16 protein-coding genes are annotated in these 17,794 nt (G+C 41.6%); 11 read left to right on the top strand and 5 right to left on the bottom strand.

The window, feature by feature from the left end:
* Window positions 1-142 precede the first annotated feature (142 nt).
* The 3 genes from V7K30_RS32715 to V7K30_RS32705 all read left to right on the top strand — a co-directional run bounded on the left by V7K30_RS32715 (window position 143) and on the right by V7K30_RS32705 (window position 4,163).
* On the top strand, window positions 143-1,048 hold the full coding sequence (locus V7K30_RS32715; RefSeq protein ID WP_335006538.1) for a hypothetical protein: 906 nt from the start codon (window positions 143-145) through the stop codon (window positions 1,046-1,048).
* Window positions 1,049-1,062: 14 nt separating this feature from the next.
* The gene (locus tag V7K30_RS32710) at window positions 1,063-2,985 is read left to right on the top strand and encodes an Hsp70 family protein (protein ID WP_335006536.1); all 1,923 of its coding nucleotides are present in this window, start codon (window positions 1,063-1,065) and stop codon (window positions 2,983-2,985) included.
* 353 nt (window positions 2,986-3,338) lie between these two features.
* Window positions 3,339-4,163: a zinc-dependent peptidase gene (locus V7K30_RS32705; protein ID WP_335006612.1), complete on the top strand. Its 825-nt coding sequence runs from the start codon at window positions 3,339-3,341 to the stop codon at window positions 4,161-4,163.
* Window positions 4,164-4,537: 374 nt separating this feature from the next.
* Here the strand turns inward: V7K30_RS32705 and V7K30_RS32700 are convergent, their stop codons facing one another.
* Complete coding sequence (locus tag V7K30_RS32700) at window positions 4,538-5,503, bottom strand: SGNH/GDSL hydrolase family protein (RefSeq protein ID WP_335006534.1); 966 nt, start codon at window positions 5,501-5,503, stop codon at window positions 4,538-4,540.
* 396 nt (window positions 5,504-5,899) lie between these two features.
* Between V7K30_RS32700 and V7K30_RS32695 the strand changes: the two genes are divergently transcribed.
* Window positions 5,900-7,249, top strand: a complete 1,350-nt coding sequence (locus V7K30_RS32695) for a helix-hairpin-helix domain-containing protein (protein ID WP_335006532.1) — start codon at window positions 5,900-5,902, stop codon at window positions 7,247-7,249.
* Window positions 7,250-7,451: 202 nt separating this feature from the next.
* Window positions 7,452-8,048 (top strand): hypothetical protein, encoded by a 597-nt coding sequence (locus V7K30_RS32690; RefSeq protein WP_335006530.1) that lies wholly within the window; start codon window positions 7,452-7,454, stop codon window positions 8,046-8,048.
* A 538-nt stretch (window positions 8,049-8,586) separates the two neighbouring features.
* On the opposite strand, the gene V7K30_RS32685 is transcribed toward V7K30_RS32690, so the two are convergent.
* Window positions 8,587-8,769, bottom strand: coding sequence for a hypothetical protein (locus tag V7K30_RS32685; protein ID WP_335006616.1), 183 nt, complete (start codon window positions 8,767-8,769; stop codon window positions 8,587-8,589).
* Window positions 8,770-8,840: 71 nt separating this feature from the next.
* Here V7K30_RS32685 and V7K30_RS32680 point away from each other — a divergent pair, with 71 nt between their 5' ends.
* Window positions 8,841-9,371 (top strand): hypothetical protein, encoded by a 531-nt coding sequence (locus V7K30_RS32680; protein ID WP_335006528.1) that lies wholly within the window; start codon window positions 8,841-8,843, stop codon window positions 9,369-9,371.
* 195 nt (window positions 9,372-9,566) lie between these two features.
* On the opposite strand, the gene V7K30_RS32675 is transcribed toward V7K30_RS32680, so the two are convergent.
* Entirely contained in the window at window positions 9,567-11,306 is a 1,740-nt protein-coding gene (locus tag V7K30_RS32675) for an ABC transporter permease (protein ID WP_335006527.1), read from the bottom strand.
* A gap of 124 nt (window positions 11,307-11,430) precedes the next feature.
* Window positions 11,431-12,756: an ABC transporter ATP-binding protein gene (locus tag V7K30_RS32670; protein ID WP_335006526.1), complete on the bottom strand. Its 1,326-nt coding sequence runs from the start codon at window positions 12,754-12,756 to the stop codon at window positions 11,431-11,433.
* A 605-nt stretch (window positions 12,757-13,361) separates the two neighbouring features.
* Between V7K30_RS32670 and V7K30_RS32665 the strand changes: the two genes are divergently transcribed.
* Together V7K30_RS32665 and V7K30_RS32660 are read left to right on the top strand one after the other, a co-directional pair.
* Window positions 13,362-13,676, top strand: a complete 315-nt coding sequence (locus tag V7K30_RS32665; protein WP_335006610.1) for a hypothetical protein — start codon at window positions 13,362-13,364, stop codon at window positions 13,674-13,676.
* Window positions 13,666-14,034, top strand: coding sequence for a pentapeptide repeat-containing protein (locus V7K30_RS32660; RefSeq protein WP_335006524.1), 369 nt, complete (start codon window positions 13,666-13,668; stop codon window positions 14,032-14,034). Before V7K30_RS32665 ends, V7K30_RS32660 begins: the two co-directional genes overlap by 11 nt.
* A 188-nt stretch (window positions 14,035-14,222) precedes the next feature.
* Here the strand turns inward: V7K30_RS32660 and V7K30_RS32655 are convergent, their stop codons facing one another.
* On the bottom strand, window positions 14,223-15,194 hold the full coding sequence (locus V7K30_RS32655; RefSeq protein WP_335006522.1) for a LysR substrate-binding domain-containing protein: 972 nt from the start codon (window positions 15,192-15,194) through the stop codon (window positions 14,223-14,225).
* A 215-nt stretch (window positions 15,195-15,409) separates the two neighbouring features.
* Here V7K30_RS32655 and V7K30_RS32650 point away from each other — a divergent pair, with 215 nt between their 5' ends.
* From V7K30_RS32650 to V7K30_RS32640, 3 genes are all read left to right on the top strand, one after another.
* On the top strand, window positions 15,410-16,120 hold the full coding sequence (locus V7K30_RS32650; RefSeq protein ID WP_335006520.1) for a cadmium resistance transporter: 711 nt from the start codon (window positions 15,410-15,412) through the stop codon (window positions 16,118-16,120).
* A gap of 78 nt (window positions 16,121-16,198) precedes the next feature.
* Entirely contained in the window at window positions 16,199-16,861 is a 663-nt protein-coding gene (locus V7K30_RS32645) for a hypothetical protein (RefSeq protein WP_335006518.1), read from the top strand.
* A gap of 500 nt (window positions 16,862-17,361) precedes the next feature.
* A complete protein-coding gene (locus V7K30_RS32640) occupies window positions 17,362-17,790 on the top strand; it encodes a YidH family protein (RefSeq protein WP_335006608.1) in 429 nt (142 codons plus the stop codon).
* Window positions 17,791-17,794 lie beyond the last annotated feature (4 nt).

Here is a 17,794-nt window from a genome sequence, read left to right as displayed (position 1 = left end):
ATTAAATCCCCGATGTCACATAATTATGAATTATCAATTATGAATTATCAATTATTCAGTCATCATGTGATTACAGGGTGAAATAAGCAGTTGTCTGCTCATTTCACTTCTAATTAATAACGTTAAAGTCTTAGTCAACGCAATGAAAACAATCACTTCACTTTTTAGCGAAGAACGCAACCAACTCCAGATAGATATTGAGAACACAACCAGCATTGAGGAGATAGTTAAGCTGGTTCAGAACCGACTCGATCATCTCGAAAGAATTTACATTGAAAAGCTGAATCTGGCTCAAGTTCGTCTGGCTTCCTTTTTCCTGGATACGCTGCGGCAGTCGATCGCCACTCTCGCTGCGGCTAACTATTCTCAACTTGCTCCAACAGAGCAAAGGCAAATTACTAACCCAGCTACAAAGTTTTTTCCCAACATCTTAATCCTGAAACTGCTACAGGGACTAATTTATATAGGCATCTTAGGTTCGTTGTTTTCCTTAACTAAAACTACTCCAGGTGTATGGATGGCTATCTTATTAACCTCTTTACTTCTAGGACTAGAAGTTGTGCTTCAACTCGACTTAAACAATCAGCAAAATTCTCTGTCTCAAGAGCTATTGAAATTACCTCAACCTATTCTCCGGGTTGATAGCAAAGTATTTTTAGATCACCTTGGCGATGCTCTCAACACTATTGACCTAGCAGTAGCTAGAGTAGAAGAATGGAATAAACATGAAGGCGACTTAGCAATAGAAGAACTGCCAGAGCTATTGAATTTTCTGCAAAGGCTAATGGGCGCATCAAAACTTGATAAACCCCAAATGGCTCATGAACTGGCGAAACTTCTGCCACAAATTTTAATGTCTCAGGGAATTAACGCTCAAATTTACCGACCAAATGACCCTCATAGCGATCGCGAGTATTTTGACTTTGAGCCAAGTATCGACCCCGACACCAAAGATCACGTAACTCTAACTCCGGCTCTGTTGAAAGGCGATCGCTTAATTAGGCGCGGTCGGGTAATTGAGCCAGCATATTCCTCTTCTAGAGAATAATAGACAATAAGGGTATGGAAATTTTAGAAACAATCGGTTTTGATTTGGGACACGGTGAAACGGCTGTAGCTAAAGCGATAGTGGAAAGCATCGAACCCCCCCAGATGCTGGAGGTTAATAACAAGAAGAACCAAATTACAGCTCTTGGTTGGCATCCCAAACTCGGTTATCTGGTGGGAGAACAAGCATTAATTCAAGCTGGCGTTACCCAACTGACAATCTCTTTCAAGCAAAAACCCAACAACGATCCCAAATATCGGGAAATAATTAGCACTTTTGTGGCAACCTACTACCGCCTTTTGAAAGAAAGTAAACAACTTGAAGGTGGCGAAGGTAGCTATTTTTACATTGGTTGCCCTTCAGGATGGTCAGTTAGCGATCGCTTAGAATACCAAAAGATACTTCAAGAAGCTGGCATTCCCCAACTAAATGTTGTACCCGAATCGCGGGCTGCTTTCATGCAAGCTAAGGAAGCCGGAAAGTTGGAGTATGACAAACTTGTTGCATCGGTGCTAATTGTCGATATTGGTTCTTCAACCACAGATTTTACTCTGGTTAAGAGCTTAGAAGAGATCCCGATAGATTTCGGGAGTAATACTTTGGGAGCATCCCTAATTGACAAAGCAATTTTTGCCAGGACTCTCGCCAACCACGATCAAAAAGCATTACTTGAAAAAGTATTTGAGGAATATCCGCATCACCAAGCTCGTTGTGAACTTGCTTGCCGCAAAGCTAAAGAAGATTACTTTTCTAATGAACAGCTATACAGCGATCCTCAATCCTTTGCGCGTGGCTTTGAGTCTATTAACGAACAGATTTATTTTATTCCCCAAGTGAATAAATTGATGATGGAGGAAATCTTAAACGAACCCTTGCCGGAACTGGAGCTTCATAGTTGGATGCGATCGTTTCACGACTCTTTAAGGGAGGCGAAAGAAAAGCTAGAAAAACTTGGAATCGTACCGAAACTTGTGCTGATGACTGGCGGTGCATCTCGCATGAAGTTTACGCACTTTCTTTGTCAGGAAATGTTTCCCGAACCAGAAACGCTGCTTCGCCCTGATCCGGAACCGGAACGGTGCATTGCACTGGGTTTGGCACGAGTAGGACGATGGGATTTGCGTGCTGCTGCTTTTAAACAAGAAGTTAACAAACTATTTACCTCGAATCAGCTTAAAAGCTTGATTGAGCGGCATATCCCGGAGTTAATCGAATCACTAACTAAGCCTTTGACGGATGCTTTGATTGTCAACGCAGTTAAACCAGGTTTAAAAGATTGGCAAAAAAACAAAATACGGACTTTAGCAGATTTGGAAACATCTTTGATCAGTCGGGCAGAACAGTGGCTCAAAAGCGATCTCGCTGGGCAGATAATTAATTATCAATGCGCTTCTTGGTTTAACAATAAAATACAACCCGATTTAGCCGCTCAAACCGATCCAATATGTCGAAAGTTTCAGATTCCTAGAAGCAGCTTAAGGTTCGAGGATAGCATTGACCCAAATTTTGTTAACCCAGAGCTACGAATTGGAGATGCGATCATTGCTGAGACAGTGGCGTTTATCGTCAATGTAATAATTGGTGGAGGCACTGTGGCTAGCATCATCACTCTAATACTAACTGGACATTTAACATGGCCTATTGCACTAGTATATGGGGCTTCGCTTATGGCGGCAGGAATGGAGCTAAATCGCCAGAGTGTTCAAGAAGTAATCAAGACAAATGTGGATGTACCTAGTTGGATTCGTTCTAGTTTTTTGAGCGATAAAAAAATAGAGGATATGTGTGAGCAAATAAAGCCGGAGTTAGAGAAAGTTCTTCAAGAACAGCTGACAGCGGATCAAGAGGCTTTTGACAAACTGATTGCCAAAGTTGAGCAAGGGCTTCAAAAAACCCTTTCCACCAAGGTTCAATCTTGCATAATTCTGATCCAATAGCGGCCAATCAATTTTAGATTTTAGATTTTAGATTTTAGATTGACTCATAGCAATCAAGTCATTAGCTCTCTGTCATTTTATAGTGCAATACGCTTGGGTTAAGGATAATTGTAGGTTGGGTTGAACAAAGTGAAACCCAACAAACCACGACAAATGTTGGGTTTCGTTCCTCAACCCAACCTACACAGTTTAAGGTTTTTCACGCTAACCCAAGCGCATTGGGTTATAGTCCGTTTTAACTGACTTTAGCTATGAGCCGTGGAACTCTAGTTCTGGGCGGTTTATGCTTAGAACGAAATAACCCTGATTTTATGCCTACCAGTGAATTAAATATGTAAATTGCTCAAATGTCAATGATTAAAACAATAGTTTTTTTTCTCATCATTGGGCTGATTATCACTGGGATTTTAATCAATCCCATTCTAGTTAAAAGGCGAAGAAACCGTCTCAAACATCGTCCTTTTCCCCCACTTTGGAATGCTATTATTGAGAATAATCTTCCCATTTATCCCTGTCTTTCTCCCGATGAAATCAGACGACTTCAGGGACATATTCAAGTGTTCTTAGCAGAAAAGCAATTTATTGGCTGTAGAGAATTAAAGGTGACAGAGGAAATGAAACTGACTCTTGCTGCTGTCGCCTGTTTACTCCTACTAAATGAACGGGGGCAGTACTTCCCCAGACTTCGCTCAATTCTGGTGTATCCCAATACTTATTTTGTTCAGGAAACGACTTCCATTGGAAATTATGTTGTTGAAGAAAGGCGTGTGGCAAGACTAGGTGAATCGTGGACAACTGACCAATTAGTACTGTCTTGGGAACAGGTGAAACAAGACACTGATAACTGGAGGGATGGACGTAACGTTGTGCTTCATGAATTCGCCCATCAGTTGGATCAAGAGGATGGTAAAGCTGAAGGAGTTCCTATACTGCAACGCAACTCAGACTATCCTATTTGGGCGAAGGTGATGACAGAAGCATATCAGCAATTTTGTAATGATGTTCTACAAGGCGTAAAGACGGTAATGGATAGCTATGGTGCAACAAATCCCGCAGAATTTTTTGCCGTAGCGACTGAGACATTCTTTGAGAAACCGCACCAATTGCTGTCCAAGCATCCAGCACTTTATGAGCAACTGCAACGTTACTATCAATTAGATCCTGTGCAATGGGCTTAAACTACAGCGGATTGGATTACTTATTAAACCTGAAGAACCCCACCCCGCCAAAGCTATGCTTTGTCTCCCTGCCCCTAATCCCCAGAGGGGGCCCCGAGTTCCCCGCAAGCGGGGTGGGGTGTTAGGATATGCGACTGGCTATATAATAAGTATTCAACCGAACTTGATATTAGTGAGGTACAGTGCTTTGGTCTACAAGCCACGTAAAAAGCCTTTTTTACTCCTGATACCAATTCTCTGTGAAAAATGCGCTTAATCCCCTCAGGCTAGAATGGGACTACACAAACATAGACGCAAAGCGGCTTCCCGCAGGGTAGCCCACCAACCTGGGCTAAATTAGGCGGATCTTTATACATAATTAGTGGTTTATGTCATTAGTGAGGAAGTGACGCCTCCCCCAGTATTTCCAAAAGCGATCGCTCCATAACTTCACTGACAAATTTATTACCTTGCAAGTTGAGGTGAATGTGATCGTGATACAAAGCTTGCGGGTTGGTAGTTGAATTGAATATCGGTAAAAAGTCTATATAGTTAATTTGCTGTGCTTTGGTAAAATCGTTCAAGCGCTGGCGAGCTTTAATTTCGTAATCGCGGGGGCCTGGTTCACCAATTTCTCGCAGTAAGGGAGTCATAACTAGTAGAAATTGGCTGTTGGTTTGGCGAGTCAGGGCTTGAATTTTGCCGATCGCCTCCAGATTAATCCCAACGCGATCGCCTGCTTCATTATGCACTGCTTTCATTTCAGGAATTGGCTTTTGCTTGACGATATAACGTTGCCACACTTCCACTAATGCTAGGGGAGGTTTACTATCGGGATAGTTGCGATCGCGCCCTACTGGTAAAGAAGTGGGAGGAGTAGCAAATAAATCATCAGTATTAATTAATAACACTACCGCTTGCGCGTTAAAATTGCTAAACTTATCTAAATAAGCTAACTCGTTCCTTGGCCCCCAAGAGTTAGCTGAAGCATTCAGCACTTCCACTTCTTGATAATTACTATGAGTCGATGATGCCAGAGAACGCATCATCAGACTGGATATTGTATTAGCCTGATCTGTCCACCAGCCACCATTAGCAATAGAATCCCCTAACAGTAAAACTCGCAGCCCAGAAGGTGCAGGTGTCTTATTTATCGGACTACCTCGCATAGAATATTCATTAATTTCAATGCGATTACCAAAACGACGGGTACGCTGGTTAGGAGCCAATAAATAACCAATCTGCTCATCGCCAATGTAAACTAGAGGATTACCAAAACCAAAGAGCGATCGCAGTCCGATCTCGACTACCACAAACAATCCCACAACCACCGCCAAAATTACGAACAGCGCCTCTTTCACCTACCCACACCCTCTTATACTGAGTTGCTTTTCAACGATAGTAACTGACGCATTGGGCATTGCAAAGAGGCATAGGAACCGGGGTGCAGAATAGAAAACTCTTTTCCCCAGCTAAGAGCTTCCCTACTTCTTCCCTACTCCTCAAACATCTGACTAAGCAGATTAATATGTATTGAAATGTGTTTAATAAGCTTTGAAAACAGCAATTATGTGGCTATTAACTGCCTATATAATAGTTTACCAAAGTTTTGATATATTTGGGCTACTTTTGTGTAAAAGTATAGCAGCGTTTTCTAGTGATATAATTATGTATTATAGGTAATACTATAGCTACAATTGTCATCATTTTCTCAAATAATTAATTTCGCAAAATTTTTTTTTCAGGGGTAGGGTAGGATGATAAAAATAGCCACACGGAAATATTTAGGCAAAGAAAATGTCTATGATATTGGCGTTGAGCGTGCTCATAATTTTGTAATAAAAAATGGCTTAATAGCTTCCAATTGTTTCAATAAATCCCATTCGACTGCCTATGGTTATGTAACTTATCAAACAGCATATTTAAAAGCTAATTACCCATTGGAATATATGGCGGCACTGTTAACGGCTAACAGTGGTGATACCGATAAGGTACAGAGATATATTACTAACTGTACAAATATGGGTATTTCCATAGATCCGCCAGATATTAATCGTTCTGGTGTTGATTTTACGCCAACAGCAGGAAAGATTCTGTTTGGATTTTCGGCGGTGCGTAACGTGGGACAGAATGCGATCGCCTGTATTTTAGAGGCGAGAAACGAGACAGGATTTAAATCCTTGGCTGATTTTTGCGATCGCGTGGATTTACGTGCTGTTAACCGCCGGACTATGGAATCGCTGATTTACTGTGGAGCCTTTGACAAAATTGAACCCAACCGCCAACAGTTAATTAACGACTTAGAATTAGTGTATGATTGGGCACAATCTCGCGCTAAAGACAGAGCTAGTGGTCAAGGGAATCTGTTTGATTTATTAGGCGACGGATTTTCTTCGACTCAGAATAAAAGAGCAAATAATGCCTTTGAAATTGCTCCCAAATCTAAACCTGTGATGGATTTTACCCCACAGGAAAAGTTGCAGAAAGAGAAAGAATTATTAGGCTTCTATGTATCAGATCATCCACTGAAATCCTTACGGCAAATAGTACCACTTTTGACTCCAATTAACCTTTCGCAGCTGGGAGAACAAAGGGAAGAAATAAGGCTTTGTGCAGTTGTGATGTTGAATAACGTCAAAAAAGTGGTTACTAAAAAAGGCGACCAGATGGCAATTTTACAAATAGAAGACCTAACTACACAATCAGAAGCTGTAGTTTTTCCTAAAACCTATGAACGCATTAGTTCGCTACTCCAAGTTGATACTAGATTGATTATTTGGGGAAAAGTAGATAGACGCGACGAGCAAACTCAATTTATCCTTGAAGATGCAGAACCAGTAGAAACAGTACAAATGGTAATGGTGGAGTTAAATCCCCAGCAAGCAGGTGATATGGAAAAATTACATCTCTTGAAAACAATTTTGCAAGACCACTCAGTAGACAAAGAAAAGGCAAAAATGCCAGTGATTGGAATTATTCAAACTGAAAAGTCTCGGAAACTTGTTCGCTTGGGTTGGCAATTTTGCGTACAAGATTCTAGAATAACTGTTCAAGCTTTGCAAAACGCCAGTTTTCCTGCTCATATAAAATCGTTGACTAGTAGCTAACGCCAGAAGTGAAAAAGCCATCAATACTGAAAAGCAGCTTAAAAATTATTTTTACTGAACTGTCAACAGTAAAATGCCTTAAGTATTCGAGATTTAAACCGTTTTTTTAGTTACTTATGCGGATGATGATTTCCTTTAGAAAATGGTATCTTTTGATGCCAAGGCCCTTGAGGATTCGACCGGGGGAAGGAGTTAGAACTTGATGATCGTAAGCGAGCTACATAAATTTGTTTCATACTGTAAAAAAATTCAACCTCAAACTCAGGAGGACATTCAAAAGTTTTTTGAAGGAGTTATCTTGTTTCCTTATGATAAGGAACTTCTATTGCAAGCTTATTTATTTCTGAATATTAAAGACTTGTTTCCTTCGTGCGCTGAATTGCTGTTATTTGAAAAATCTCCAATTTCAGATTATACAGATTTAGGGAAGTGTGATTTTGTCTTCTTAACCTTTAAAGGTAGTCTGTTTTTAATTGAAACCAAGTTTATTGACACAGAAGCAACAGGAGCTACAGAAAGAAAAAGAAGAAATAAACACCGAAACAAGGTATTTGAGCAAGTTATAACTTTAAAAGGACGGTTTAGTGAATATTGGAATATGAGGCTAGATCAATTAGAATGCGGGGTTTTTACAACAGATTCAGAAGTTGCTTGGCGAGGAAATGGTGTGAACGTTACATCTAAATCAATATCTATAGATCATCTCGAAAAATGGCGAAGAAGTTATCACAGCAGTGAAAAATTTTCATCTCATCAAAATGGGTCAAAGTTTGAGGGAAAGATTAATTTGAAAAGTTGAGCCTTGACCGAATAATTACTAATTCATAATTCATAATTCATAATTAAAGACACTGGACAGCAGCCCACATTAAATCAAAAATTTAGTGGTCAACAAGACTGTGGACACTACAATCGAACACTGATAGCGCAGCGGTAGCGAGTCTGCGAGCGTCTTGTAATTATGAATTATAAATTATCAATTATGAATTATTTTGACCAAGTATACTTTTTACGGTGATTCGCCCCCCGTAACCTTGTACAATTTGCCCTGCGATGCCTGCGGCAGGCTAATACTCGCTCTAAGCGAAGCCATGCCGAAGGCTTTACGCTTCTCTACCAGACGCTGCGCGTAGCTTGCTTAAGAGCAGGGGTACGCTATCGGCGTCACAAGTCCGAGTCAAAAGCCGCCTATTTGGCGAAATCTAACAGTATCTATAGGACTCATATTTGATTTTTGAAAAAACTCAGTACAACTCAAAGAGGCTTCTTCCCTACTCCCCACTCCCTACTCCCTACTCCCAGCCTACGCAAATAATTTCAGAAATCAAATCGGATTGCTATACACGATAAAAACGATCAAAAATATGTGGCAAATCAGTGGCGAAAATGCCAATGCCTTTGTCTTTAACCTGAATTACCGCCCATCGCCGATTGAGAAACGGCACAATGGTTTGCCTGACATCGGATGAGCTATCGGTTAAATCCGCCAAATTCCGAAAAGCAACTTCGTGTTTGTCCAATCATAGGTAAACTTGACCCGGAAAACATGTCAGATTACTTGAATAAGTACCAATCTGACAGGAACATACTAATGAGAATTTGGGCTACTACTGCTGTGCTAGCTTCTTCTTGGCTAATATCTGGGGTTATAGGTTCTGAGCCAATCAACGCTACTTCTGTTTTGGCAGAAAATGCTATATCATCTCCTGTGCCAACGAATACAAAACAGATTACTGTTAGTAACACCGAGTTCGGGCTGAAGAGAGTTGACTCCAAAGGTTACGTTACCATTTTCCAGACAACAAGAGTGCCACTTCAGGAAGGAAACACCTACGGATGGAGGATTAAACTTAAAGGCTATCAAGGTGAAGTGAAATGGCGCGAAGTCTTGCATTTACCAAAACCTCCAGAAACTTGGGGTACAGATAATGGTGAAGACTTCTCAATATCAGCAGACGGCACTACATCTGTGACACGGCGCACACAATCGGCTCCAGAGGGTGTGATTGAGAATTTTTGGACGATCGCTCCTGGCGATCCGGTTGGTAAGCATAGAATAGAGGTCTATATTGATGACCGTTTGATCGGTACTTTCGAGTTTGAAATTATTCCAGTCAAGTAGATGTCAAAGAAGAGGCTTGCTCTAATTCCCTCCTTTTGAAGGAGGGTTAGGGAGGATCAAGCCAAAGCCTTAGCCTATTGGAATATAAGAGGTTATTTGAAAAGTGTTTGGCTGTGATTTTAGGCATTTATTGATCCCCCTTAACCCCAGGCTGAAGCGCTTACTACAAACCTTTAATGATTTACGCGTACCGGCTTAAACCAATAATTGATATTTCTCTTGAGCTAGATTGTAAAGAGGTCGCCAAATCAAACGATTGGTCAACACTACTAATAGCGACATTATCACTGTCGAAGCTAATAACAGGGAGAAATTGCCTGTGGCTGTGGCATGAGAAATTGTTGCCCCCAATCCAGGAGTACTAATTACTCGCCCTTGAAATGTGACATACTCACTGACAATACTGGCATTCCAAGCGCCGCCAACGGCGGTAATAATTCCTGTAATTAGGTAGGGAAAGATTGCAGGTAAAATTAAGGTTTGCCAGCGTTGCAAAGTTGACAGTTTATACACCGAAGCGGCTTCGATGAGGTCTGAGGGAATCGACTGTGCCCCAGCAATGACATTAAACAGGATATACCACATTGTTCCTAACATCATCAGAGCGATCGCACCAATCTGCAAACCGCCAGCGATGCGGGTTAAACCCAGCAGCAGCACCGGAAATAAGGCTGTTGCAGGCACAGAAGCGGCGATTTGTACTAATGGTTGCAACACTTGAGCCAGCCGTCGATTGCGACCGATTGCTACTCCCACGGGTACAGTCCACAACAGTGATAATATCAAAGCAATAATCACCCGCAACGCCGTTAACATAGCGCCCTTTATTACCTGTTGCCAATCATCCCAGCCTAGAGTCCGTAATAGTAGCACGGCTTCCCAAGTACCCCACACGACAATTAATCCGAAGCCGCTAACAAATACCCAATTTAAAAAACTCGGCAAGTTGAGGTTGCCTTTGGCATTTACAGGTACAGAACGCACAGGAAACGACCGAATTAAACTATCGTCTAGGGCTGTTTTGAATGGCTGAAAAACGCGATCGCCAATTGCGCGTAAAGTGGGCGATCGCCTGACAATATCCAACACCCACGATTGGGGTGCATTTTCAGTTTCAATCATCTCAAACTTAAATCTTTCTGCCCAAGCAATCAGGGGCCGCCACACAAAAAAATCAGTTACCACAATGATCCCAATCAGCACCGCCAAGCCCCATAATATAGCTTTAAAGTCTCCTTTGTTGGCTGCTGTGCCTAAAAAAGAGCCTAATCCTGGCAAACGAAAATCTTTATTTCCCAAAGTAAATGACTCAATAGCAATTAAAAAAAACCAACCTCCAGCCACCGACATTACACTATTCCATACCAAACCAATCACACCAGATGGTAACTCCAATGTCCAAAAGCGTTGCCAGGAATTAAGCCGATAAACCCGCGCTGCTTCTAGTAATTCTTGCGGAATACTTTGGAGAGATTGGTAAAAACTAAAAGTCATATTCCAGGTCATACCAGTGAAAATTAGCAAAATAGCTGCTAGTTCTACACCAATTCTCTGACCTGGAAACAGGGAAATCAAAGCTAGTACCACACCTGGTAAAAAAGACAAGACTGGAATCGATTGCAGAATATCCAACATCGGAATTAAAATCCGCTCTGCAATTCGGGAGCGATAAGCAGCAGAGGCATACAATAGGGTGAAAATTAGGGATAAAAAGTAAGCCAGCCCCATGCGAATCAAGGTTTGGGCTGAATATCCTGGCAAAGCATTGATGTTTGTAGAAATTGTAAGTTCAGGTTGAAAAGTACCGCTAAATTGAGAGGCAGTTCTAATAATTGCCACAATTAAAGATAAAATTACCAGAATCAGCAATCCATCTTGCCAAGTCCAATTGCTACGTCCCAGAGTTTTATTAGCAGGAGTGAGGGGTCGGGTCATAATAGTGGGTAAATGAGAGAACGGGAAGAGTTACCGACAAATTGGGTCGGTCATGAAGGACAGCTTGTTTGACCCCAGAATCCCAGCCCTGAAGGGCGGGGAGTATGTCAATAATGACAACTGACTAATTAGCATTAACAACTTGCTCTAAAAATATTTGTCCCGATGGCTCATCGTAGCCGTATATCTCGGCGTAACGACCCCAATCAACGACGGTTTTTAATTGTCGTTCGGCTTCTTGTGGGCTAAAGTGACTTTCTAGGATATCTAAAACCAGTTCTTCTGGAATGCGTTGATTATTTTTCGCTTCCAGAAGACGGTAAATTTGCTGTATCAAGCGAATATTAGCTAAGAGTTGCGATCGCATGATTTGTTTGCGATCGTCAATACCACCATTGATAAATTGTTGCCCGACTGGCTTCAGGCTAATATCGCCTTCTGCGAGTTCTACAAAATCCATTAATTTTGCAGCTTCCACAATTGGTAGAATCTCATCCACTTCTAGTTGCAATTCTTGAGCAAGCCGATATAAGTCTTTTTCCTGACGATCTTCTAAAAGTTCCAAAAGACCGGCAATGGAACCAATTCGCACGGCTGGTAAAGACTGATATTTTGCTGGTGGTGTTGCAGGTTGTACAGAGGTAGTAGCTGGGGGCTGAATTTTTTCTAGTTCTGGGTTCGTGATGATTGTATAAACCTGATCTACCAGGGCTTGAAAACTTGGATGTTTGCGATCGCGGTAATGAGGTAAAGTCACTGGTAAATCAGCCCGAATTCTTCCCGGATTGCGTCCGAGAACAATAATCCGATCCGCCATAATTACCGCTTCCTCAATCCCGTGGGTAACAATGAGAATGGCTTGGGTGGGTATGCGACGTTCTAACCACAAATCTAATAACTCAAACCGCAAGTTTTCTGCCGTTAGCACATCTAATGCCGAAAACGGCTCATCCATACATAACAGTTCTGGTTCTACAGCCAAAGCCCTAGCAAATCCAACTCGCTGACGCATTCCCCCAGAAAGTTCTTTGGGATAGGCATTTTCAAACCCATCCAAACCAATAATATCAATCATCCGTAGCGCCTTTTGCCGTCGAGAATCTGGCGCTTCTCCTTTTGCTTTTAAACCTAGTTCCACATTCTCCAGTACAGTTAACCAAGGATAAAGGGCAAAACTTTGAAAAACAATTGCTACCCCAGGATTTAAACCAACTAGAGGACGCTTATGATATATGACTTCACCTTGACTGGGGGGGATTAACCCAGCAACTATTCGCATTAAAGTAGATTTCCCTGAACCTGAAGGCCCTAGCAACGCGACTATCTCCCCTGGACGCAACTCAAAATTAATATTTTCCAGGATGACAATCTGCTGGCCGTTGGGCTGCTGATAAGATTTGCTGACATTTTTTAGAGCGATCAGGTGTTCGGTTGCTGTTTTAAAGACCATGACTCTTTCTGTAAGGAAATAATTAAATAGAATCTCATGTTGAGGTTATTTTACAATTAAAGCGAACTAAAAATGATTTATTCCGCAATTTGAACAGTACTTTCACCTAGCTAATCGTTTGCGTCGTCATAAATTAGCTGCGAGAGTTAATAAGATAAATCCACTAATTGCTGCAAAAAAATGACCGCCTACCCGAATATTAAAAGGAATAAATTGCTCTCTATTAGCTCTGTGCGTCTGAGTAAATTTGGACTTACGCAAAAAGGCAGTGAAAGCCTTGATTTACCGTAGGGGCAATTCATGAATTGCCCCTACATTTCGTAGTTGATGCGTAAGTCCTATAAATTTGGAGTGATTGCAGATATTAAATAAACAACCTCTCCTATGGCGGTTAAAATAGAAGCTGTCCACAGCCAAATTCGTTGGCGTTTGTTTAGAGGATGTTTTCAAAGTGGGGGGTATTGTAAGAAAGGTCACAAAGCTTAGAGGATGTTTGGAAAGTAAAAAAAAGCTCTAGTCTCTGTCCCTTGCTTCCCCTACTCCCCTTAATCTTAAGCTGAGGAGTATCTTAGAGATAGAAGTTTGATTATTGTTGGGTGGCGATCGTGAATACAGAGGAATTCATGCGATTGATCGAAAAGCAGGGCCCATGTCCTCAGACAGTGGCAAAAGGACTGCAAGCAATGTGGTATGACAAGAAAGGTGATTGGAGCAAAGCTCATGAAATAGTTCAAAATGCCAGCGATGCCGATAGTGCCTGGGTTCATGCTTACCTGCACCGTAAAGAAGGTGATTTGAACAATGCCCATTTTTGGTATCAACGTAGTGGTCAGCCAGAGTTTTCAGGAGAATTAAGTCAGGAATGGGAACAAATAACTTCTGTATTGCTAAGGAAGGTCAACGCGACGCATGAATGCTGAGGAATTAAAACGACGTTTTGCCGCAGGAGAAAGATATTTTCCAGCCGTCAACTTGAGTAGGGACAAGCTGATTGGAGCCTATTTGCCTGGAATTAATTTATGGGGATCTGACTTGAGTGGAGCTAACTTAGCTAAAGCTAAACTCTGGGGAGCAGATTTGAGTCGAGCTAACTTAGCCAAAGCGAACTTGACCAGAGCTAATTTGAGCGGTGTCAAACTGAACGAAGCAAATCTCCGGGGAGCCAAACTCAGCTATGCCAAGTTGTATGGAGCGAATCTGACTGGCGCTTACTACGATGAAAGTACGCGGTTTTCTAGAGGTTTTGACCCCATCAGTAGAAATATGCGGAAGGTGTGAAAGGGATTGAAGACTGGGGACTGGGGACTGGGGATTGGGGATTGGACTGCAAGCGGATTTGAGATTACAGCGTTTTTCAATTTATCAGTCGTAGAGTATTCATGCTGAATTCTCTACGACTGATAGCTTGAATTTTTCTGATTAAATTGGCGAACGCGAACAGCGTGTTCTTTAGGACAAGGTATTGTTTAAATAACTGATTTTGATACATGTTGATGTGAGCCATCTAACATAGACGATATCAACATTTGTTCAAAGACTTTGGAAAGAGCAGTTTGAAAACGCTGACGATGCTTGAGTTTGAAAAAAGGTCGAACTATTTCTGCGATCGCACCGTTACCCTCTCTATTATCAATCACTCGAATTGCCCGCAGAGTTCCCAGCAGGATTTCTTTTTTTACCATCAATTCAGAAATTCCAATTGCACCGACACCATCTTCGATCGCTGCTTTTGTCATCTCTCCACTGTTGAATACTAAAATTACATTCAGTTCACTGAGATCGATTCCCCAATTTTGTAAGGCTTCCTCAAACCTTTGCTGGGTTCCAGAACCTGGTTCTCGCATTACCCAAACAGTTTGAGTCAATTGGCTTAAGTCAATTTCTCCCCACTCAAACCAAGGGTGTTTTTGGCCTACCACAATTTGCAAGCGATCGCTCCCCACTATTTCGTACTCTAGAGTATTCTGAAGTGCTGGCTTCACATCTCCTTCCACCAAACCCAAATCAAACTGTCCTGTCGCCGTTCCGACACAAATCTCTTCTGTATTGGCAAGGCTACAGTCAATCTGGATACCAGGATATCGGCTCTTAAACTCACTAATCTTGCTTGGTAGCCAGTAGTTACCAATTGTCAGACTCGACCCTAATTTCAATTCACCCCGTTGCAGATTATTCAATTCTCGCAATCCCCTTTCAGTCAAGGAAACTTGATCGAGAATTTTTTGCGCTTCCACTTGCAGTAATTTACCAGCCTCAGCAATTTCGATATGGCGACCAATCCGATGGAATAGTTTCACTCCGTATTCTTGCTCTAAGTTGTGGATTGCTGCGCTGACGGCAGGTTGTGTAATATAAAGCTCCTCTGCTGCGCGAGTAAAGTGTAAGTGCTGCGCCACAGCTATAAAGATTTTTAGCTGCTCTAGCGTCATTCCTGCCATTTATGGTATCCCTACAACTTGGTGTCAAAATTTTAATCACTTTCATTTATCATTTTGACAAATAAAAGCATTTGATTCTATCGGTTAGTTTGACTAAAGTATAAATCAAGGCTTCGGCACGGACTCAAACGGCCAAGTAGAGAGCAGGGGAAGCAGGCGGAAATAACCAACGCCCAACGCCCAATTCCCAAGCATGAAAATAAGGACTTCCAAAAATGAGCGATTTAGTAACTGCAATTACCACAGGGATTACCGCATTCACTGCCACCAACATCGATGATATTGTCATTCTGACGTTGCTTTTTTCGCAAATAAGTAAAACGTTCCGCAGTCGTCACATCCTTGCTGGTCAGTATCTCGGTTTTGCTGTATTGATCATTGCTAGCCTTCCCGGTTTCTTCGGTGGACTAATCATACCGCAGGACTGGATTAGACTACTTGGTTTAATGCCAATAATCATTGGTGTGAGTAGTTTACTAAAACGCGAAGAGGATTCATCAGAGGAAGTCGAAGAAGAAACCGAGCCGTCTTGTCCCTCCATAATTGCCAGTTTTGTCTCTCCGCAAACTTGCAATGTAGCTGCGATCGCCTTTGCCAATGGTAGTGATAATATCAGCGTCTACGTGCCCCTGTTTGCCAATTCTGAATTAGATAGTCTGCTGGTGATACTGGGTGTATTTTTTACATTAGTGGGTGTGTGGTGTTATGCCGCTTACAAGTTAACCTACTTGCCTGCGATCGCAAACTTCTTAACTGAAAATGGCAACACTTTTGTGCCTTGTATCTTGATTGGCTTAGGTATATTTATTGTTACAGAAAATGTTACTTGGACTCTTTTATCTGTAGTTTCTAGTTATATATTCTCATTGATTTTAGGTTTCAATACTCAGTCATCGGGTGAAGAACAAGAAAAACTAAGTATCTAGAAAGATGTGCATCATGGATTTTCTCGTCAAAATGAATTCAAAACTACAAATATCTTACCCATCAACAGGAATCAAAATATGAAACTCTGGAAATCTCTGCTAATTCTCTTAATGATTTTTGTTAATCTTGCCTTTGCTCAACCTTCTTTTGCTGATAGACCAAAATTTAGCAAAAACCCTGATTATATCGAAGTCACTAAAGCTCTTAACAAACTGTCTCAGACAAAAGATGCCCAAACTCAAGTTGAAGGTCTTACACCAGAAGAAATTCAAAAAAGAACTGAGGAATTAACACTGCAAAAATATGCTTTAGAGACAGGAATCAACTGGGGTCAATGCGACAACCAAACAGGTAATACCGTAGCAGTGTACGGCAAAAGACCAAATAGTGAAGACAATGAAGATGCCGTATACGACAATAATCTGTATTTTCTCGCTAATGGTCAGTCCACTAAAAAGAACTGGGATTGTGATGGCATCTATCTAGCGAATGATGTCAAGGTAGCAAATTTCACATCTAGTCCGAATGGTCAAGGTGAAGAATTGAGAGGGCCGGTGGCTCTGAAGATCCTTGATGGAACTCAGTTGGTGATTAAGACAAATCCAGATACTGCTGCGATTGAATTGAATGTTCCGACTGTGAAAGTGATCACGGGCAAAGAGGCTAACTGGTTTATCCCAGATATATCGCAGGCTGTCATAGAGACACGAGTTCCTAATGCGCCTAGCAATCAGTCTTGAAATAGAACTGCATAGTCTATTTTTGAATGATTGTTCTCAATTTCAACAGGGTAACAGCCAAAATTAGAGAAAAAACCTGACTTGCGCTGGTGAAAAATCTCTCTGATCTTGGCTGTTTTTTTTGTGACCCCTTATTACTTACAGTTGCTCTGTACCATCAATTATGAATTACGAATTATATCATGTCCGCCAAATTACCCATAATAAAAGAACCCCACCCCCAACCCCTCCCCGCCTGCGGGGAGGGGAGACAAAGCGTAGCTTTGGCGGGGTGGGGTTCTTCGGGTTTAATAAGTAATCAAGCGGACATGATATTACTCAGTCAGACTTGTTTTATTTAGATATCTGCATTAAAATAAATTTTGAAAAAAATGTACAATCACAACAGGCATATTTTAATAGCGCAACTCTTGCGCTGGGTGCAAGTTATCTGGAAAGAGATTTCCTACTACCTTCGCATTTTTTTGATAAGAGCCGCTTTGGGGATAAGGGTGTTATTGATGCAGTTAAAATTGAAATCCACAGAAGAAGATAAAGATAAAAAAAAGCCAGGACGACTGAACCCGTCCAGAGTTAGAGATCACTTGGCAAATGAGCGTACCTACCTCGCTTGGATGCGGACAGGGATTGCTCTTTTAGGTTTTGGTGTCGTCATCGTGCGTTTACGTGCCTTCCAAGTACCTTTGATACCCCGTCCTGGCAACGGCTGGAAGTTAGGTTTAGTCTTCTCGCTGGTGGGTTTGGTTACGGTGTGGCTTTCAACGGTACACTATTTCGCAGTCCGTCGTGATATCGAAGAAGATACTTATGAACCGACAGACCGATGGGTGTTGCTGTTCAGTCTCGCTGTGATGATTCTCGGAACTGGGGTAATCTATTTTGTTTTTACAACTTCTTTAGATCCAATGAGTCCACTTATCCCTGAGTAATAGT

Origin of the sequence: Nostoc sp. (assembly GCF_036917655.1) — a bacterium.
GTDB lineage: Bacteria > Cyanobacteriota > Cyanobacteriia > Cyanobacteriales > Nostocaceae > Nostoc.
This window is presented reverse-complemented; position numbering and strand designations above follow the sequence as displayed.

Bases quoted from the DNA above. Each gene is read 5' to 3' on its own strand.
- V7K30_RS32715 (WP_335006538.1), top strand. From the start codon at position 143: ATGAAAACAATCACTTCACTTTTTAGCGAAGAACGCAACCAACTCCAG.
- V7K30_RS32710 (WP_335006536.1), top strand. From the start codon at position 1,063: ATGGAAATTTTAGAAACAATCGGTTTTGATTTGGGACACGGTGAAACG.
- V7K30_RS32705 (WP_335006612.1), top strand. From the start codon at position 3,339: ATGATTAAAACAATAGTTTTTTTTCTCATCATTGGGCTGATTATCACT.
- V7K30_RS32695 (WP_335006532.1), top strand. From the start codon at position 5,900: ATGATAAAAATAGCCACACGGAAATATTTAGGCAAAGAAAATGTCTAT.
- V7K30_RS32690 (WP_335006530.1), top strand. From the start codon at position 7,452: ATGATCGTAAGCGAGCTACATAAATTTGTTTCATACTGTAAAAAAATT.
- V7K30_RS32680 (WP_335006528.1), top strand. From the start codon at position 8,841: ATGAGAATTTGGGCTACTACTGCTGTGCTAGCTTCTTCTTGGCTAATA.
- V7K30_RS32675 (WP_335006527.1), bottom strand. From the start codon at position 11,306: ATGACCCGACCCCTCACTCCTGCTAATAAAACTCTGGGACGTAGCAAT.
- V7K30_RS32670 (WP_335006526.1), bottom strand. From the start codon at position 12,756: ATGGTCTTTAAAACAGCAACCGAACACCTGATCGCTCTAAAAAATGTC.
- V7K30_RS32660 (WP_335006524.1), top strand. From the start codon at position 13,666: ATGAATGCTGAGGAATTAAAACGACGTTTTGCCGCAGGAGAAAGATAT.
- V7K30_RS32655 (WP_335006522.1), bottom strand. From the start codon at position 15,194: ATGGCAGGAATGACGCTAGAGCAGCTAAAAATCTTTATAGCTGTGGCG.
- V7K30_RS32650 (WP_335006520.1), top strand. From the start codon at position 15,410: ATGAGCGATTTAGTAACTGCAATTACCACAGGGATTACCGCATTCACT.
- V7K30_RS32645 (WP_335006518.1), top strand. From the start codon at position 16,199: ATGAAACTCTGGAAATCTCTGCTAATTCTCTTAATGATTTTTGTTAAT.
- V7K30_RS32640 (WP_335006608.1), top strand. From the start codon at position 17,362: ATGCAGTTAAAATTGAAATCCACAGAAGAAGATAAAGATAAAAAAAAG.